We start from the raw sequence: 16,987 nt of genomic DNA on the forward strand, positions 1-16,987 counted from the left end.
CTAGCAAAACCCCAGGTGGTGAACAACCCGCATGCCCGTCCTTCGGTAAAATCGCCATCAGAATTGCCATGGGTGGCCTTTTGCGCCCACGAACACCGGGGCGCTCCAATCGAATCGCCCGCATGACGGCATGCAGGCGCCTGGGCGAGCGGCGCGCCGATCTAGCGGAAACCTCGCACGGCCCTAGCGCGAATCTAACGGAAATTCCACGCGGATCTAGCGCCGATCTAGCGCGCTTCTCACGTGAATCTAACGTATAACGCCTGATCAAACATCATTTTTGCTCTTCCATTACCCGGCTTGCCATGGTACGCTGGACGCATGGAAATCGTTCTCGGACATACCTCGTCGATGGAGTTCTGGCGCGCCAAGCGCTCGCATTCCCAAACGCGCGCGCTGCTCGCTCGCCGCGGCGAGCCTCGGAGCTTTCGCTCGGATTCGCCTGACGTAGCCAAGCCGAGCGCAGGCGATTTGGAACGGCTCGAGCGCATCGGGCTCGCGCAACACGCGAACCCCGCGCACTTTATCGTCCCCAACGCGCTTTCACGCGTGCGCACTGCACGCATAACCTGCAGCGTGTTCGACCGAAGGATTCCCTCATCGGCTTTCGTCAACGTGGGCGACGGGGTGTTCGTCGCCTCGCCCGAACTGTGCCTGCTGCTCGAAGCCCGCACGGCCGCTTTAGCGAACCTCGTCGAAACGGGCTACGAGTTCTGCGGACGATACCGGCTGCCTGCCCTGCCAGACGGCAACATGGCACCCGACCAGCTCCCCCTGACCTCCGTGCCGAAGCTGCAGTCGCTCCTCTCCCGCACGCAAGATGTCAACGGCGTCGGCGCGGCGAGAAAAGCCGTTCCGCACATACTCCAGAATTCGGAATCGCCCAAAGAATCGCAGCTTTCCATGCTCAACAGCTTTCCGGGACGCCTCGGCGGCTACGGGTTTCCCCCGGCAACGCTGAACCACCCTGTGCGCATCTCGGAGAACGCGCGCGGACGGGACGTGGGCCGAATATGCCGCTGCGACCTGTTCTGGCCCGACGCGAAACTCGATGTCGAGTACGACAGCCGGCTGCACCATGCAGGGGAGGCCGAGCAGGAGAAGGACTCGGCTCGCAGAACCGCGTTGGCGTACGCGGGCATCCTCGTCATCACCGTTTCAAGCGACCAACTGCACACGAGGTCGGAAATGGACAAGGTCGCCCATGCGATGGCGAAACGGCTGGGAACGAGATGTCGCTCCCGAGCGCACGATTGGGAACTCAAGCAGATCAGACTACGATCTCAGCTGCTTGGCACCACGCGACCGGAAATGCTGGGCGCAAAACGGCACCCATGACAATAATCGGACGCTTAAAGCGCGCTCGCCCGACGCGCCGTCGGCAAAAGGCCTGGTCGCGTTTCGCAACGAAGCCGAAGCGACGCGCCAACCGCCACCAAAATTGCCATGGGAAGCCATTTGCGCCCACGAAGCAAGCATCCTCGGTAGCGTCCCGAAAGTTGGTGTATCAATCCGTTTCTGGAGGGCGGGCGAAGCCTGCCCGAGAAAAACGGACATCGTCTAGAATCGTCAATCACCACAAAAGACAGATTCGAAGGAAGGCGATGCCCGCTATGGACACTCTACTATTCAACGACCCCGAAGTGAAGGGGCTCGCGTTCGCGATCCTCGAGGAATGCACCGACCTGCAGGCCTTCGGGCGCAGGATGCTCGAGCTCCTGGCGAACGCCGCGATGTCGGCGAAGGCCGACGAGGCGTGCAACGCCCCCTACGGGGAGCGCGACGAGGGGCGCGTCAACTCGCGCAACGGCTACCGGGAGCGGGGGCTCTCGACCGCCGCGGGCGACGTCACCCTCAAGATTCCGAAGCTGCGCCGAGGCTCGTTCTTCCCCGAGGACCTGATCGAGCGCTACTGCAGGGTGGACCGGGCGCTCGTCGCGGCGGTGGCCGAGATGTACGTCATGGGGATATCGACGCGCAAGGTGGAGGCCGTCGCGGGCGAGCTCGGCGTGAGGTCGATGTCGAAGTCGCAGGTGTCGCGCCTGTGCGAGTGCCTGGACGCCGAGGTGGACGCGTTCAGGAGGCAGCGCTTCGACGGGGTGCGCTTCGCCTACCTGTGGCTCGACGCCACCTACGTGAAGTGCCGCGTGGAGGGGCGCTCGGCGTCCCAGGCCGTCGTGACCGCGATCGGGCTCGACGACACGGGCCACAAGCGCTTCGTCGGCGTGGACTGCGTGGACACGGAGAGCCACGCCGGGTGGAAGGCGTTCCTCTCCGGCCTGAGGGCGCGCGGCGTCGACGGCGTGCGCCTCGTCGTCTCGGACGCCCACGAAGGGCTCGCGAAGGCGATAGCCGAGACGTTCCAAGGAGCGGCCTGGCAGCGCTGCGTCACGCACCTCATGCGCAACGTGGCGGGCCGCATCCACAGGAAGGACGACCAGAGAAAGGCGCGCGAGGCCATGAAGGCCGTCTTCGCGCAGAAGAGCCCCGTCCTCGTGCGGGCGTGCTACCAAGAGGCGACCGAGGAGGTGCTGAAGATCTCGAGGGCGGCCGGAAACGTGCTCTTGGAGGCCGAGGAGGCGGCGCTCGCCTACCTGGCGTTCCCGGCCACGCACCGCACCAAGATCCGCACCAACAACGTCCAGGAGAGGGCCAACCGCGAGATCAAGCGCAGGACGCGCGTCGTGCAGGGGTTCCCCTCGCGCGAGTCGCTCATCCGCCTGGTGGGAGCGGCGCTCATCGAGGCCGACGAGGAGTGGTCGGCGCGCTGCGTCATCTCCAGGCCCTCGCTCGCGCACGCCTGGAAGGCCCAGGAGCGCGAGGCCCCCGGCGAGGCCGAGGTGCTCGCCGCCCGCGAGGCGGCGCGCAAGATCATAGGGAGCGCCATTGACCCGAAGGAGGACGAAGGCTAAGATTCACCTCGCAAGGGTGCCGGCGATTCTCCGGCGATGGCCCTGATACACCACGATTCGGGACGCGGCCGCCTCCTCCCAGCTCGGACATCGCGCTTCCCCTACATCTGGTCGATCAGGACCAGCAGCTCCTGCTTCTTGTGGATGTCGAGCTTGGCGTAGATGCGCTTCGAGTGGGTCCGCATGGTGTTCTCGGAAATGAACAGCATCTCGGCGATGGCCGGGCCCGAGTAGCCGCGCACGAGCAACTCCATGACCTCGGCCTCGCGGCTGGACAGACCGTACAGCTCGCTCAGGCGCTTGCAGCGCTTCGACACGCGATCGGCAAGCTGCGGCCCCGTGGCAGCGCCGGCCGGCGCTGCCACGTCGCGGGAGCGCACCGCCTGCGTCACGGCGATCTCGGCCGACGTCTCCTTCTGCGGCGCCTTCGGCGTGAGCATGAGGAACTCCAGGCGGTTCGTGTGCAGCTTGCCCACCTTGCGCCCCACCAGCGCGATCAGCAGCATCACGTACAGGGCCACCAACGCCATGAACGACAGCTGCTCCACGCCAAGCGCCGCCGCACTGCCCGAGGCGTAGCCCACCAGGTAGCCGCACATCTGCATGAAGTAGGTGATGGTGCCGTAGAACGCGAAGATGAACACCGGGTTGATGCCGCTATCGCGCGAGATCTGGCCGCAATGCATCATCATGAGCACGCACGCCAGCATGAAGCACGCGTACGTCACGCCGCTTCCCACCGTGGTGAACTCGCCTCCCGCGAACGGCAGCACGATGAGGCACGTCGCCGCGATGGGAAACAGCACGCGGAACACGCTCATGAGGTCCACGTGGATGGTGCGCCGCCTCCATGCCCCGTAAAACACGGCCACCACAGCCAGCAGCGCGGACATCGAGAAGATGTTGATGGTGCTGAGCAGCTCCTGGTGCGTGACCGCGATGAAGCGGATGGCGCCCGAGCAGAACCCGAGCGCGCCCACCGACAGCGCCGGCAGGAAGCTTTCGCACAGCGCGTTCTTGTACACCACCGCGTGCTCGCGCGGCACGTCGTCGAACATGGGCTGCTGCGCGTCCGTCGCGTGCGCGGCGATCCACAGGCACAGCCCCGCCAGCGGCACCAGCACCAGGGGTATAAGGTAAGCGGTGAGAGCCGTGGGGATGAAGCACAGGAAGAAGTACAGCAGCGCCGAGAACCCGGTGCCCTTGATGAGCGCGAGGTTGCCGCGCGCGCTGTCGAGCGAGGCGAACACGCGCTGCCAGCTCATGAGGTAGCCCGCCGACCCCACGCCGATGAGCGCCGCCGCGCCCACCACCAACGCCAGCGCAAGCGATTCCAGGTACATGGCCCCCACCAGCATGAGCGGCCCGAACGCAAGCGGCGCCGAGAACGCCAGCACATGCGCCCCGCGGGAGAGGCCGGGACGCGCCCACGTGAAGGCCATGGCCGCGCAGAACGCCAACCAGAACACGGCGATCTGCACCGTGTAGAATACGATGGTGGTGAGCGACGTCTGGCAGAACGCAGGCAAGTAGGGGTAGATGCCGCCCCAGATGGACGTTGCGTTGATGGACAGAAACGTCGCGTACCCGAAGCTTGGCACGTCCGGTTTCAATGCTGATGGAGCGCGCATGTGCGAGTGTCCCCCTCCGTTTGCCGTAGGGTCATTCTAGCAGACGCACCGGGGACGGCCGGCGGACATGGTGACACGGTGATGCATTTGAACTGGGAAAATAGAAATATCACAACATTCTGGTGACAACATCGCGAGCGGCGAGCACCTATAGTTCACCGCAGACGGAGAGGCCGCGCCACCGCATGAGCGGCCTCGCATGAAACGAGAATGGAGGGGGTTGCATGTCAACAGATCGCACTGCGCTGACCCGCCGCACGTTCGTCGCATCGGCCGGAGCGCTGGGAGCGCTGGCCGCCTGCGGCACCGCGGCGAACACGCTGTACGCGTCGGCGCCGCAGGCGTTCGGCGACGAGAGCGGCGACGGCGAGAGCATCGATGAGCTGCGCGAGGACAAGCCCGAGCTGCCCACGCCCGCTCGTCGCGGGATCGCGCTTTGTCACGTTGCGGCCATCCACGAGATACCGCACGGTCACCCATTCTCGAAATCATCCTCATGCACATATAATCTTCGTCTCAGTATAAACCCTATCGGGCGTGGCGTAACGCACAAGCTTCATGACCCCTCCACGGATTCGCATGGTTTCGTACACGAGAATGCACGAGCTTGAACGAAACGACACGAACCGGGGTCATTTCCCACGGACTTCTTCCACACGGCGTCCGAACCCGCGACACTGTGACCATGCCGAACGGGCTCCGGAGAAGCCGGAAGCCCCCAACGAAAGGAACCTGCTATGAAGATATCCGCTCGCAACCAGCTCAAGGGCACCGTCTCCGCCATCGCCGAGGGCGCCGTGAACGGCGTCGTTTCCATCGACCTGGGATCTACCATGGTCAAAGCCGACATCACCATGGAAGCCATCAACGATCTAGGCCTCAAAGAGGGCACCGACGCCATGGCCATCATCAAGGCCAGCAACGTGATGTTCGCCGCCGGCTCCGAGCGCATCCAGGGCATCTCGGCCCGCAACCAGATCGCCGGAACGATCGCGTCCGTGAAGAAGGGCGCCGTGAACGGTCATGTGGCCATCGAGACCCCCGAGGGCGCACGCATCATGGGCTCCATCACGAACGAGGCCATCGAGGATCTGGGTCTCGCCGAGGGTGCTGCCGCGCTCGCCATCGTGAAGTCCACCGACGTCATCGTGGGCGTGGAGTAACCGCTTCCATAGCATCTGCGAGCGACGCTCGCACCCGCAAGGCCGCGTCCTGCACGCGGCCTTGCTGCATTTCCGGATCCCCTTTCCGTTCCGCGCTTTGCGCGGCGCTCTCTTTCCTTCCCGTTCTGGGCCATCGGCGCAGCCTTCGCGGCTTCGAGGCTGCGCGCACGCCGCCCGCGAAGCGCATTCGCTCAAACGAACTTTTTCGCCTTCCTCAGAACAATCTCACACTCTAGCCCGTATTGTTACCAGAGAGGTGAATGCATGCGCTTGCCGTTCCAGCGAAAAAACCAGCCCGCCGCAGCCCGCGACAGCCCGAAACCGCTTCGATCCGACGCGTTCTTGCTCGAAGCCATGGACGCGTGGGGCGATGTCGTGTATCGCGTCGCGCTGGCGCAGACCGGCTCGCCCAGCGACGCCGACGACGTGTTCCAGGACGTGTTCATGCGCCTGCTGGAACACGACACCGCGTTCGAAAGCGACGAGCACCTGAAAGCCTGGCTGCTGCGCGTCACGGTGAACCGCTGCCGCGACTTGGCGCGTTTGACCTGGAACCGCCGCACGGAAGGCTTCACGCGGGAGCATGCCGACATCCCCGCCCCCGACGCGTTCGACGCCGACATCTGGGAGGTCGTGGGCGCGTTGCCGCCCGACCTGCGCATCCCGGTGCACCTGTTCTACGTCGAGGGCTACGCCACCGAAGAGATCGCGCGCATCACGGGATGCCGACCCAGCACCGTGCGAACCCGCCTCCACCGCGCCCGCGAGCAGTTGCGGAACATGCTGGAAGACGACCGCGGCCAACGCGAGTCGAGCCTTGCAAGCTGCCGCGACCCCCTATGCCGAAAGGAGCCGAACCGTGACCGATCCCCGCAACCCCGGCCCACGCCCAACCGTGGATGAGTACCGCACCATGATGCGAGGAACGCACGTCCCGGACCAGCTGAAACAAGCGACCCTGAGCGAAGCGGGCAGGCGCCGGGGCCGCAGCGCTAAAACCGTGCGGACCCCCGTCCGAACAGGCGCGTCGGTCAGGCGACGCTCGGCGCTCGGGTTCGCCGTCGCCGCCTGCCTCGTGCTGGTCGCGGGAATCGGCGCAACGGCTTTCGCGATCAACGGCCCCGGCGGGTTCGGACCGGGGAAAACCGTAGAGCTGGAGTCCCAAGACTTCACGGGAGGCGGCGGCTACAGCGGTCCCTGGTACAACCCAGCCGACGACACGTTCTGGAGCTACGAATGGGCTGGATACAAGTATCATTTCCCTGTGCGGTGCGTCGGGAACAACATCGAATCCGTCACCTACGAAATCGAAGGCGAGCGCAGCTACTTCGAGATCATCGATAACACCGTCACCGCCGAGCAGCACGACAACGGCAAGCACGTGTTCAATTACACCAAGTCCGTTACGTTCGACTACGACCATCAGGAGTCGATCGACGACCAGCGTATCGTAGAAATCTACATCGGCTTCCCCCTTCCCGAAGAGGGGAAGGAAGCGTACGAATTGGCCCTTGCCGGCAAAAACTCGCTCGAAGCGAGCAGGCAGCTGAATACCGCCATCGAAAAAGGCGCGGCTCGGGAAATCTCGACCTCCCGATTGAAGCTCACCGCCACGTTCGCCGACGGCTCCATGCAAACGAAAACGTACCGCATCGCTCCGGTGCCCGATTTCGACGAACGATACGAGGCCTATTCCGATGCCCGTGCCGCATTTCAGAGCATCGAGCCTCCTTCAAGCGACGCCTCCCAGCAGGAGATCGACGATTACCTCGGCAAGATGCCTCAAATGCCCAAGCTTTACAACATCACCGAGCTCAACGAAGGGTGAACGCCGCGTTGGAACCCGCGCGCCGCAGTATCTTTTTATAACCAATATAGTCATGGACAAAAAGTGCCGATTTTCTTTATCCTCTATGAAGATAAGGCAAAGCGGTGCGCTTCTCACCAGGCATGATGGGAATTGCCTGATGCTCGATCCCTCTCTTTTAGGTCAAAAAACTACAGAATACTATAGCTTTTTGTCCATGATGAATTGACTTATATTATTTTGCTGCGACCCAAACGCTCGCATTACCAGTCGCATGCTAGCATTGAGGAAGCGGTCGCCCCACCCGCAGGAAAGACTCGCGAAACAAACCGCGTCGACACGGTGCGCAGCAAAGCACCCGCAAGCTTTGCCATCCCCATACTGCACCTCCCCGCATGCAAAAGGGCCGGATCCTTCGATCCGGCCCGGAAGTTGCTGGGCGCTTGCTGCTGGTATGCTGATGCCGCGTTCGCGAATGTGGTGACGGGTACGCCCTGGTTTCAAACCGACCGAAGCCGGCGGTTAGGCGGTCACCTGCGCTTTCATCGCATTGACGTGCTGGAACACGGCGGCGGCGCCCGGGATCACGTCCACGGAGCCGTCGGCGGCCACGGACAGCAGCGTGGGCGCCTGCATGATGCGGTAGCGCTGCGCCAGCTCCACGTTCTCTTCGGCCAGCAGCTCCTCGTAGACGATGCCGGCGGCATCCATTTCAGCTGCGGCGAATTTGCAGTTCGGGCACGTCCGCGTGGCAATGAGGTAGAGGCCTGCGGGAAGCGTGCTGTGGTCGGGCGCAGAGGCTTTCTCGATGCCCGGAACCGTCACGTGCGAGCCCGCCTGCCCGACGGTCTCGGCCGCGGCCGTCACGGCTACGGCGCCGTCTCGCGTCAAATGCGAATGCCCCAAGTCGTACTCCACACGGTCGGCGAACTCCTGCGACTTGCCGTCGTTCCAGTTCTTCACCGGGCGGTAGTAGCCGGTGATGCGCGAGTACACCTCGGTCTCCTCGTGGCAGCACGGGCACTCGTACACCTCGCCGGCGATGTAGCCGTGGTTCTTGCACACCGAATACGTGGGTGACATGGTGTAATACGGCAGCTTGTAGTTCTCGGCGATCTTGCGCACCAGCGTGGCGGCCGCCTTCCAGTCGGGCAGCTTCTCGCCCAAGAAGGCATGGAACACGGTGCCGGACGTGTACAGCGTCTGCAGCTCATCCTGCACGTCCAACGCGCTGAAGATGTCGTCGGTGAAGCCCACCGGCAGATGCGACGAGTTCGTGTAGTACGGCTTGCCCTGCTCGTTGGCCGTGATGATGTCGGGGAACTGCTCCTTGTCGTGCTTGGCGAAGCGGTACGTGGTGCTCTCGGCCGGCGTGGCCTCGAGGTTGTACAGGTCGCCGTACTGCTCCTGGTAGTCGGCCAAACGGGCGCGCATGTGGTTGAGCACGTCCTTCGTGAACGCCTGCGCCGGCTCCTGCGTCATGTCAGCGCGCAGCCACTGCGCGTTCAGGCACGCCTCGTTCATGCCCACCAGGCCGATCGTGGAGAAGTGGTTCTCGAACGTGCCCAGGTAGCGCTTGGTGTACGGGTACAAGCCCGCATCCAGCAGGCGCGTGACCACTTCGCGCTTCGTGTGCAGCGAGCGCGCGGAAACGTCCATGAGATGGTCGAGTCGACGGTAGAAGTCGGCTTCGTCGGCGGACAGATAGGCCAGGCGCGGCATGTTGATGGTGACCACGCCGATGGAGCCCGTGGACTCGCCGCTGCCGAAGAAACCGCCCGACTTCTTGCGCAGCTCGCGCAGGTCGAGGCGCAGGCGGCAGCACATGGAGCGCACGTCGGACGGTTCCATGTCGGAGTTGATGTAGTTGGAGAAGTACGGAGTGCCGTACTTCGAGGTCATTTCGAACAGCAGCCGGTTGTTCTCGGTTTCGCTCCAGTCGAAGTCGCGCGTGATGGAGTAGGTGGGGATTGGGTACTGGAAGCCGCGACCGTTCGCATCGCCTTCGATCATGATCTCGATGAAGGCCTTGTTCACCATATCCATTTCGACCTTGCAGTCGCCGTAGGTGAAGTCCATCTCCTTGCCGCCCACGATGGCCGGCTGATCGCGCAGGTCGGCCGGGCACACCCAGTCCAGCGTGATGTTGCTGAACGGCGCCTGCGTGCCCCAGCGCGAAGGCGTGTTCACGCCGAACACGAACGACTCGACGCACTGCTTCGTCTCTTCGTAGGTCAGGTTGTCGGCCTTCACGAACGGCGCGAGATACGTGTCGAAGCTGGAGAACGCCTGGGCGCCCGCCCATTCGTTCTGCATGATGCCCAGGAAGTTCACCATCTGGTTGCACAGGCTGGACAGATGGCTGGCCGGCTTCGACGTGATCTTGCCCGGCACGCCGCCGAGACCCTCCTGGATGAGCTGCTTGAGCGACCAGCCCGCGCAGTAACCCGTCAGCATGGACAGGTCGTGCAGGTGGATGTCGGCGTTGCGGTGAGCCTTCGCCACCTCGTCGTCGTAGATCTCGCTAAGCCAGTAGTTCGCCGTGATGGCGCCCGAGTTCGACAGGATCAGGCCGCCGACGGAGTACGTGACCGTGGAGTTCTCCTTCACGCGCCAGTCTTCCACCTTGACGTACTGGTCCACGAGATCCTTATAGTCCAGCAGCGTGGCGTTGGCGTTGCGCACCTTCTCGCGCTGCTTGCGGTACAGAATGTAGGACTTCGCCACGTCGGCGTACCCGGCCGTGGACAGCACCTCCTCCACGCTGTCTTGCACGTCCTCGACGCTGATGATGCCGTTTTTGATGCGCGGCTCGAAATGGGCGGTCACGTTGAGGGCCAGAAGGTCGATCGTGGAGGGATGGTACTGCTTCTCCAGCGCGTCGAACGCCTTGGAGATGGCGCTTGAGATTTTGGCTATATCGAATTCCGCGATCTTTCCGTCGCGCTTCTGGACCTCGTACATGCTTGCTCCTTTTGCTGTGGATTCGCTTCGTTTGCGCGGCGACTGCCAACCGTTCCGCGCCTCGCATGCGGTTTCAAACACCCTAGCAGCGTCCACCGGGCCAGTCAATGATTGTAATCCATATGTTGAATATGCCTCCACAATACACAACTATATATGGTAGATTTTGCCATCTGGGGTTTTGCGCGAGCGCTCGATGGAGCTCTTCGAAAAGCGACCTGCGGGTTTAGAACAAAGCACCGCGCGGGCCGTTTTGCAGATGCCCGACGCCGAAGCTTTCGGCGAGCGGCAACGCGTTTGATCGCAGGGCGCAGCGGGATTATGATAGACCCCTGCGCAACCAACTAGAAGGAGCATCCGCCATGACCCGCTTCCCCCTGCGCCGAGCCGAGCGCGCGATGCCGCGCGACGAGGCGCTGGCCGTACTCGACGCCGCCGAGTTCGCCATCGTGTCCACCGTGGACGATGACGGCATGCCCTACGGCGTGCCGCTCTCCTTCGTGCGGCGAGGCGATACGCTGTACTTCCACGCCACAAACGAGGGCGGGCACAAGACGGTCGATTTTCGTCGCGACGATCGCGTGTGCGCGACAGCGGTGACGGGCGTCAGAGCGTTCTTCGAAGACGGCGATTTCTCGACCAGCTTCCGGTCGGCCATAACATTCGGCCGCGTCCGCGAGGTCGTCGAAGCGACCGAGTTCAAACATGCGCTGGTGGATCTCTGCATGAAGTACGTGCCGGAGGCAAAGCGCAGCATCGGGAAAGCGATGGAGAAGGAAGGGCCGCACACGTCCGTGTGGGCCATCGACATCGAAGAGATAAGCGGCAAAGCGCATCCGGGACCACGTGGCGATGCGAGCGGGGACGGGCGCACGGATGCCGCGGACGACGGCGGATGCGCCGGCACGGATGCCGGCAGGCAGACGGACCCGGTCGCGGGCGCGGAACCAGTCGCCGCCCTCGGCGGCGAAGGAGCCTGAGCCATGCGCATCGCCGGCTTGCAGAAGCTCACGCTGCTCGATTTCCCGGGCAAGACCGCGGCCACGGTATTCACGCCGGGCTGCAACTTCCGTTGCCCGTTCTGCCACAACGCCGACTTGGTGACGGGCGAGGCGGGGCGCGATGGCGCGGCCGCGGACAGCAGCGCCCTATCGATCGACGAGCTCTTCGCGTTCCTCGGCAAACGCCAGGGGCTGCTCGACGGCGTGTGCATCACAGGCGGTGAACCGTTGCTGCAGTCCGGTATCGATGAGTTCTGCACTCGCGTGCACGAGCTGGGGTTCGCCGTGAAGCTGGACACGAACGGCAGCTTCCCCGGCCGCTTGCGCGCGCTTGTTGAGGAAGGCCTTGTGGATTATGTGGCCACGGACGTGAAGAACGCGCCAGAGCGTTACGCCGAAACCGTCGGCGTCCCCGCGTTCGACCTCGCGCCGGTGCAGGAGTCTCTCGACTTCCTGCGTTCGGGCGCGGTCCCCTACGAGGTGCGCACCACCGTGGTGCGCGAGCTGCACACCGCCGACGACCTGCGCGCGCTGGCTGCGTGGATCGAAGGCGTACAAGCGTGGCACCTGCAAAGCTTCATCGACGCGGACAGCGTGCTGGGCGGCGAAGGTCGCTTCCACGCATGGGACCCCGACGACCTGCGGGCACTGCTGCCCGAGCTGCAGGCCGTCGTGCCGGGCGCTCAGCTGCGCGGGGTGGACTAGAGCCGCGAGGGTCCGCGCCCTCGCATGCCGCAAGCACGCGCCTCTTGCGGATCCCGAATTCCGGCCAATCGAGGAACCCGCGGCACACGAACCGCTCAACACCCCGCGAAACCAGGCAGCGCATAGGAAACGGGAAATTCCGGCAGGAATCGACGCGATTCTGTCATCGAGAAAGCCCGCGCCCTTCGGCCTTTCCGCGTCCGGCCCCCTAACCAGACCCGATACATCCAGGCAAAAGCTCTGTCTCGGCATAAAGCAACGAGTTCAGAAAGAGACGGCAGAATCCCGTCGAAAACTGCCAAAAATCAGGGTTTTCACCGCGCATCTGCGGCCCCCGGCACGGCTGCTTGCAGCTCGGCCAAGCCCTTCCTCAGCACGCGGAACGTAACCAAACCGATGACGAATGCGATGGCCGCCGTGCCCAGCGCCACCGGCACGAGGTTGCCGCGCAGCGCGTCGAACAGGCCGCCGTAGATGAGCTGCCCCACGGGTTGCGCGCAGTTCGCCAGCGACATGGTAAGCGCGATCACCTTCCCCACCAGGTGGCCGGGCGTCTCGAGCTGCACGAACGAGATGGCTTGGATGCTGAACATCGTGGCGCACGCCATGGATGCGAACAGGCCCGCTACCACGATGCCGTACGCCAGCATCGCGTCCATCGGCACGCCCAGCACCACGGCGATGGGCAGCAACCCCAAGGCCGCCACCAGCAGGAACAGCGGCGCGCGGCTGAGACGCAAACGCCCGGCGAACACGCCCACCGAGACGCCGCCCGCCAAACCGCCCAACGCCAGCGCACCCTCGGCGAAGCCCATGTACTGGTTCGGCAGACCCAGGATCTGCGTGATCACAACCGGCGCGCCGATGAGGATGAACGCCGTCAGCGTGACGTTGATGCCCGCCACCAGGAAGATCACCTTGAGGATGACCGTGCGTTCGTGGCGCAGAAACGCGAAGCTCTCGACGATGTCGTTCGCCACCGTGCGCACCACGCCCACGCCGCTGCGCTCGATGGCGTCGCGCGGGATGCGCACCACGGTGACGATGAGCACGGCAGAAACCGCGAACGCCGCTCCCGACACGAACACCACCGGCTCGATGCCGAACAGGCCGAACAGCAAGCCGCCCAGCACCGGGCCCACGAGGCCCGAAAGCGCGCTGATCTGGCTGACGATGGCGGTGGCGCGCACGATGCCGTCGCGCGGGACGATGAACGGCACCGCCGCCTGCACGGTGGGCTGGTACACGCTCTGCGCGGCGTACAGGACGATGAGCGCGCAGATGCACAGGCCGACGAGGTCGATGACGCCGTCGAGTGCGAGAAACGCCGCACACGTCGCAGCCAGAAGGATATCGAGCGCCGCCATGATGCGCCGCTTGTTCACGCGGTCGGCCGCAACCCCTCCGATGGGCGTCAGCACGATGTAGGGGATCCACGCGCAAGCCGACACCGCGCCCATGAGCGCCGCCGAGCCCGTTTGGTTCAGCACGTACAGCGGCAGGGCGAAGCGCAGCACGGCATCGCCGAACAACGAAGCAATCTGCGCGAAGATCACCGAAACGAACGATCGGTTGAGCAGGGTGTTCATGATTGTTCCTTTCTTTTACATACATTCAGTCGGTATGTATATTGGGTAAAAAAGAAGGTTGCCAGGCAACCAGGGTTCGCTAAGACATCGCAAGAGGAAACCGCAAGCACGCGCCGTCATCCCGAGCGGGGCCCTTCGACTCGCCGCGCTCGCTCACAACGACAGCCGGGAACATCCGCTCGCTCGACCTTCCCTTGCCCGCTTTCGTGCTGCCGGAATGTTTCACGTGAAACATTCGTACGTATTTACGAGCTCATAGCATCAAGCCTTTCGTGAAATTGGCTGCGATACCCCTCGAGGATGGTCGCCAGCCCGCCTACTTCCAGGGACAGGCCGCCCAGCGCCTTCACGATATCGAGGTAGTAATCGACGCGCGCACGCAGCTCCTCGGCGGTGGCGGAACGGAACATGGGGCTGACCCAAAGGTTCGCCAACAGCACGATGACCTCGCTGAACTCGCGCGGACGATCGGTTTGGATGCTGCCGTCGCGCACCCCCTGCTCCACGATGGGCAACACGAAATCGGGTACCGTCTCCTGGAGCACCGCCTGGTACTGCAGGCCCAGCAAACGCGCGTTCTTCACCGGATCCACGTCGGGGGCCGCCTTGGCCCACATGTCCATCTGCGGCCCGGTGATGGATGCCGCGAACAGCGCCTGCAGCTTCTCGGCACCGGTCATGCGGCCGTCGTCGCGGATGCGGCGAAGCTCGTCGAACAGCGCTTGGTTGTCGCGGTCGAGCGCAGCCGACAGGATGTCTTCCTTCGACTTGAAGTGGTGGTACACCGCCCCCTTCGTCAAGCCGCCCAGCCCATCGATGATGTCCTGAATGCTGGTATTGTCGTACCCTTTCTCGAAGAACAGGGCCAAGGCCACGTCGAGGATGAGGTTCACCGTCTCCTCGGGATGCTTGTTGCGGGCCATCGGCCTTCCTCTCCATCACGTTACATACCAACGGTATGTATCCTACGCTCCTCCAATGGAGAAGGCAAGAAAAAGTATGCCGCACGTCCTGGGCAGCATCATACTGGTGCGCATGCGTCAAAGCGATCAGAGAGAACAGGAGCATCGACCCATGAGCACCTGCCTTGTTGCACAATCCGGCGGGCCCACCGCCGTTATCAACGCCAGCCTGGCCGGCGTCATCCGCGCGAACCAGCTGAACCCGCTCTACGACCGCGTGCTGGGCGGCATCCACGGCATCGAGGGCGTGCTGGCCGACCAGCTGTACGACCTCACCGACCTTTCCGAGCACGACCTGGAGCTGCTGAGGCAGACGCCCTCGTCGGCGCTGGGCACGTGCCGCTACAAGCTGAAGCGCGACGACGAGGCCGATTTCCGCCGCCTCGCCGACGTGATGGACGCGCACGACATCGAAACCATGTTCTACATCGGCGGCAACGACTCCATGGACACCGTGGACGCGCTGGCCGAATGGGCGGCCGAGAACGCGCCGAGCAAGCGCTTCATCGGCATTCCGAAAACCGTGGACAACGACCTGGTACCGGTGGACCACTGCCCCGGCTTCCCCAGCGCGGCGAAGGTGGCCTGCCAGATCACGCACGCGACGCGCCTCGACTACGACGCGTACACGCGCCCCGAGGTGTTCGTGCTGGAAGTGATGGGGCGCGACGCGGGCTGGCTGGCGGCGAGCTGCTGCATCACCGGCGACGTCGATTTGTTGGTGCTGCCCGAGGTCGCCTTCGACCGCGACGCGTTTCTCGCCGAAGTGCGCGCGAAGTTCGAGGCGACCGGCTCGTGCTACATCGTAGTGTCCGAGGGTGCGCGCTACGCCGACGGCACCTACCTGTCCGCCGGCGATACTGCGCACGACGGGTTCGCCCACGCCGTGCTGGGCGGGGCGGCGCAAACGGTCAAGCAAATGATTGTCGACACGGGCATCGTGCCGCGCGGCGTGGTGCAGGATTTGTCGCGCGCGGCGCGCTCCAGCAACTTCGCGCAGAGCCTCGTGGACGTGACCGAGGCCTACGACCTGGGAATGAGCGCCCACATGCGCAGCGCCGACCCCGCCTTCACCGGCCAGGTGGTGGGCATCCGCCGCAACCCGGAGGCCGCAGCCGAGGGCCGCTACGAGGCCGAGCTGTTCGCCGGTCCCGCAAGCGAGTTCGCCAATTTCGTCAAACGCTTCCCCGCCGAGTGGATCCTGCCGAACTACCAGGGCATTACGCCGGAAGCGGTCGCGTACTTCCGGCCGCTCATCGAAGGCGAGCCGAAACTCGTCATGAAGGGCGGCATCCCCGCCACCATCGTGCCGTTCAACAAGCGCTGACGAAGCCGGCCCTCGGCGCCGCCCAGCCAGCACGCCGAGGGATCGACTAACGCGTCGCGCCCTGCTCCCGATTGCCGTTGTCGCCCGAAACGTGCGTTTTTTCGCTCAAAAGCGCACGTTTCGGGCGACAACGGTTTCGAGTTACCTCCCCCCCTACACGTCCCGTGTGCGCGTCCAGTGGCGCAGGTAGAGGGCGCCGATGAGCGCCGGCATCACGGGCGACGCCGCCTGGGCGACGAAGATGCCCACGTAGCCGAAGCCCAGCACGCCGCTCAGCAGAAACGCCAGGCCGAAGCGCACGACGAACGCGTCGATCAGCGAGTTCGCCAACACGAGCCGCGGCGTGCCCGCCCCCAATGCGAACGAGTCGAAGCTGTACATGGCCGCGTAGAACAGCCCGTTCACGCTGCACGTGATGCGAAGGTACAGCACGGCCGTATCCATCGTTAACGGCTCGGTCAGGCCGTACGCGACCACCAGCGCCGGCGCCAGCAACTGCACCGCGATCTGCACGCCCACGATCACGCTCACGTTGAACGTGGCGCCGATGCGCGCCACGTCGCGGGCCCGGCGCAGCTCGCCCGCGCCTGCGTTCTGCGCCGCCGCCGTGGTGATGGCCTGGCCGATGGCCCAGCACGGCAGTCCCGCGATGGTGCTGATCTGCAGGCCGACGCCGGCAGCGGCGGCCACGTCGGTGCCGTAGCGGTTCAGCAACCCGGTGACCAGCGCGTACGACAGGTTCACCACCGCCATCTGCACGGCAGAGGGAACGCCCACGCGCAGCACCTCGATCACGCTCGCTCCAACCGGCACGTCGCCGCTACGCGAAAACGCGCCGGCCAGGCGCCCGCCGGGGAAACGCCGCCGCACCACGACGAGCGCGCCGACGGCCGCCACGCTCTGCGCGACCACCGTCGCCCAGGCGG

Annotated in this window: 14 protein-coding genes; 9 read left to right on the forward strand and 5 right to left on the reverse strand. The window is 64.4% G+C overall.

Annotation, left to right across the window (positions count from 1 at the left end; all coding sequences use genetic code 11):
* Positions 1-321: 321 nt before the first annotated feature.
* Both HMPREF1023_RS12755 and HMPREF1023_RS12760 read left to right on the forward strand, forming a co-directional pair.
* The gene (locus HMPREF1023_RS12755; protein ID WP_009306835.1) at positions 322-1,338 is read left to right on the forward strand and encodes a hypothetical protein; all 1,017 of its coding nucleotides are present in this window, start codon (positions 322-324) and stop codon (positions 1,336-1,338) included.
* A 275-nt stretch (positions 1,339-1,613) separates the two neighbouring features.
* Positions 1,614-2,912 (forward strand): IS256 family transposase, encoded by a 1,299-nt coding sequence (locus HMPREF1023_RS12760; protein WP_227101377.1) that lies wholly within the window; start codon positions 1,614-1,616, stop codon positions 2,910-2,912.
* A 101-nt stretch (positions 2,913-3,013) separates the two neighbouring features.
* Here the strand turns inward: HMPREF1023_RS12760 and HMPREF1023_RS12765 are convergent, their stop codons facing one another.
* Positions 3,014-4,543: a helix-turn-helix transcriptional regulator gene (locus tag HMPREF1023_RS12765; RefSeq protein WP_009306838.1), complete on the reverse strand. Its 1,530-nt coding sequence runs from the start codon at positions 4,541-4,543 to the stop codon at positions 3,014-3,016.
* Positions 4,544-4,767: 224 nt separating this feature from the next.
* Here HMPREF1023_RS12765 and HMPREF1023_RS12770 point away from each other — a divergent pair, with 224 nt between their 5' ends.
* The 4 genes from HMPREF1023_RS12770 (at position 4,768) to HMPREF1023_RS12785 (ending at position 7,534) form a co-directional block, all read left to right on the forward strand.
* Positions 4,768-5,154 (forward strand): hypothetical protein, encoded by a 387-nt coding sequence (locus HMPREF1023_RS12770; RefSeq protein ID WP_009306840.1) that lies wholly within the window; start codon positions 4,768-4,770, stop codon positions 5,152-5,154.
* Positions 5,155-5,280: 126 nt separating this feature from the next.
* On the forward strand, positions 5,281-5,706 hold the full coding sequence (locus tag HMPREF1023_RS12775; protein ID WP_009306841.1) for a molybdopterin-binding protein: 426 nt from the start codon (positions 5,281-5,283) through the stop codon (positions 5,704-5,706).
* Between the two features lie 264 nt (positions 5,707-5,970).
* Positions 5,971-6,609 carry an RNA polymerase sigma factor gene (locus HMPREF1023_RS12780; protein ID WP_009306842.1) on the forward strand — a complete coding sequence of 213 codons (639 nt, stop codon included), beginning with the start codon at positions 5,971-5,973 and terminating at the stop codon, positions 6,607-6,609.
* The gene (locus tag HMPREF1023_RS12785; protein WP_227110050.1) at positions 6,566-7,534 is read left to right on the forward strand and encodes a hypothetical protein; all 969 of its coding nucleotides are present in this window, start codon (positions 6,566-6,568) and stop codon (positions 7,532-7,534) included. The genes HMPREF1023_RS12780 and HMPREF1023_RS12785 overlap by 44 nt, the downstream gene beginning before the upstream one ends.
* 501 nt (positions 7,535-8,035) lie before the next feature.
* On the opposite strand, the gene HMPREF1023_RS12790 is transcribed toward HMPREF1023_RS12785, so the two are convergent.
* Positions 8,036-10,477, reverse strand: coding sequence for a ribonucleoside triphosphate reductase (locus tag HMPREF1023_RS12790; RefSeq protein ID WP_009306844.1), 2,442 nt, complete (start codon positions 10,475-10,477; stop codon positions 8,036-8,038).
* A 362-nt stretch (positions 10,478-10,839) separates the two neighbouring features.
* On the opposite strand from HMPREF1023_RS12790, the gene HMPREF1023_RS12795 reads away from it, so the two are divergent.
* Both HMPREF1023_RS12795 and HMPREF1023_RS12800 read left to right on the forward strand, forming a co-directional pair.
* Positions 10,840-11,457 carry a pyridoxamine 5'-phosphate oxidase family protein gene (locus tag HMPREF1023_RS12795; RefSeq protein ID WP_009306845.1) on the forward strand — a complete coding sequence of 206 codons (618 nt, stop codon included), beginning with the start codon at positions 10,840-10,842 and terminating at the stop codon, positions 11,455-11,457.
* Between the two features lie 3 nt (positions 11,458-11,460).
* Entirely contained in the window at positions 11,461-12,183 is a 723-nt protein-coding gene (locus HMPREF1023_RS12800; RefSeq protein ID WP_009306846.1) for an anaerobic ribonucleoside-triphosphate reductase activating protein, read from the forward strand.
* Between the two features lie 314 nt (positions 12,184-12,497).
* On the opposite strand, the gene HMPREF1023_RS12805 is transcribed toward HMPREF1023_RS12800, so the two are convergent.
* Positions 12,498-13,772: an MFS transporter gene (locus tag HMPREF1023_RS12805; RefSeq protein ID WP_009306847.1), complete on the reverse strand. Its 1,275-nt coding sequence runs from the start codon at positions 13,770-13,772 to the stop codon at positions 12,498-12,500.
* A gap of 245 nt (positions 13,773-14,017) precedes the next feature.
* On the reverse strand, positions 14,018-14,695 hold the full coding sequence (locus HMPREF1023_RS12810; RefSeq protein ID WP_009306848.1) for a TetR/AcrR family transcriptional regulator: 678 nt from the start codon (positions 14,693-14,695) through the stop codon (positions 14,018-14,020).
* Between the two features lie 151 nt (positions 14,696-14,846).
* Here HMPREF1023_RS12810 and HMPREF1023_RS12815 point away from each other — a divergent pair, with 151 nt between their 5' ends.
* Positions 14,847-16,061, forward strand: coding sequence for a diphosphate--fructose-6-phosphate 1-phosphotransferase (locus tag HMPREF1023_RS12815; RefSeq protein WP_009306849.1), 1,215 nt, complete (start codon positions 14,847-14,849; stop codon positions 16,059-16,061).
* Between the two features lie 153 nt (positions 16,062-16,214).
* Here the strand turns inward: HMPREF1023_RS12815 and HMPREF1023_RS12820 are convergent.
* Positions 16,215-16,987, reverse strand: a 773-nt coding sequence (locus HMPREF1023_RS12820) for an MATE family efflux transporter (RefSeq protein WP_035579017.1), incomplete at its 5' end; no start/stop codon positions are given.

The organism is Eggerthella sp. 1_3_56FAA (assembly GCF_000185625.1).
GTDB lineage: Bacteria > Actinomycetota > Coriobacteriia > Coriobacteriales > Eggerthellaceae > Eggerthella > Eggerthella lenta.

Excerpts from the sequence above, each read along its gene's own strand:
- HMPREF1023_RS12755 (WP_009306835.1), top strand. The coding sequence starts at position 322 with ATGGAAATCGTTCTCGGACATACCTCGTCGATGGAGTTCTGGCGCGCC.
- HMPREF1023_RS12770 (WP_009306840.1), top strand. The coding sequence starts at position 4,768 with ATGTCAACAGATCGCACTGCGCTGACCCGCCGCACGTTCGTCGCATCG.
- HMPREF1023_RS12805 (WP_009306847.1), bottom strand. The coding sequence starts at position 13,772 with ATGAACACCCTGCTCAACCGATCGTTCGTTTCGGTGATCTTCGCGCAG.
- HMPREF1023_RS12800 (WP_009306846.1), top strand. The coding sequence starts at position 11,461 with ATGCGCATCGCCGGCTTGCAGAAGCTCACGCTGCTCGATTTCCCGGGC.
- HMPREF1023_RS12810 (WP_009306848.1), bottom strand. The coding sequence starts at position 14,695 with ATGGCCCGCAACAAGCATCCCGAGGAGACGGTGAACCTCATCCTCGAC.
- HMPREF1023_RS12765 (WP_009306838.1), bottom strand. The coding sequence starts at position 4,543 with ATGCGCGCTCCATCAGCATTGAAACCGGACGTGCCAAGCTTCGGGTAC.
- HMPREF1023_RS12775 (WP_009306841.1), top strand. The coding sequence starts at position 5,281 with ATGAAGATATCCGCTCGCAACCAGCTCAAGGGCACCGTCTCCGCCATC.
- HMPREF1023_RS12780 (WP_009306842.1), top strand. The coding sequence starts at position 5,971 with ATGCGCTTGCCGTTCCAGCGAAAAAACCAGCCCGCCGCAGCCCGCGAC.
- HMPREF1023_RS12815 (WP_009306849.1), top strand. The coding sequence starts at position 14,847 with ATGAGCACCTGCCTTGTTGCACAATCCGGCGGGCCCACCGCCGTTATC.
- HMPREF1023_RS12790 (WP_009306844.1), bottom strand. The coding sequence starts at position 10,477 with ATGTACGAGGTCCAGAAGCGCGACGGAAAGATCGCGGAATTCGATATA.
- HMPREF1023_RS12795 (WP_009306845.1), top strand. The coding sequence starts at position 10,840 with ATGACCCGCTTCCCCCTGCGCCGAGCCGAGCGCGCGATGCCGCGCGAC.
- HMPREF1023_RS12760 (WP_227101377.1), top strand. The coding sequence starts at position 1,614 with ATGGACACTCTACTATTCAACGACCCCGAAGTGAAGGGGCTCGCGTTC.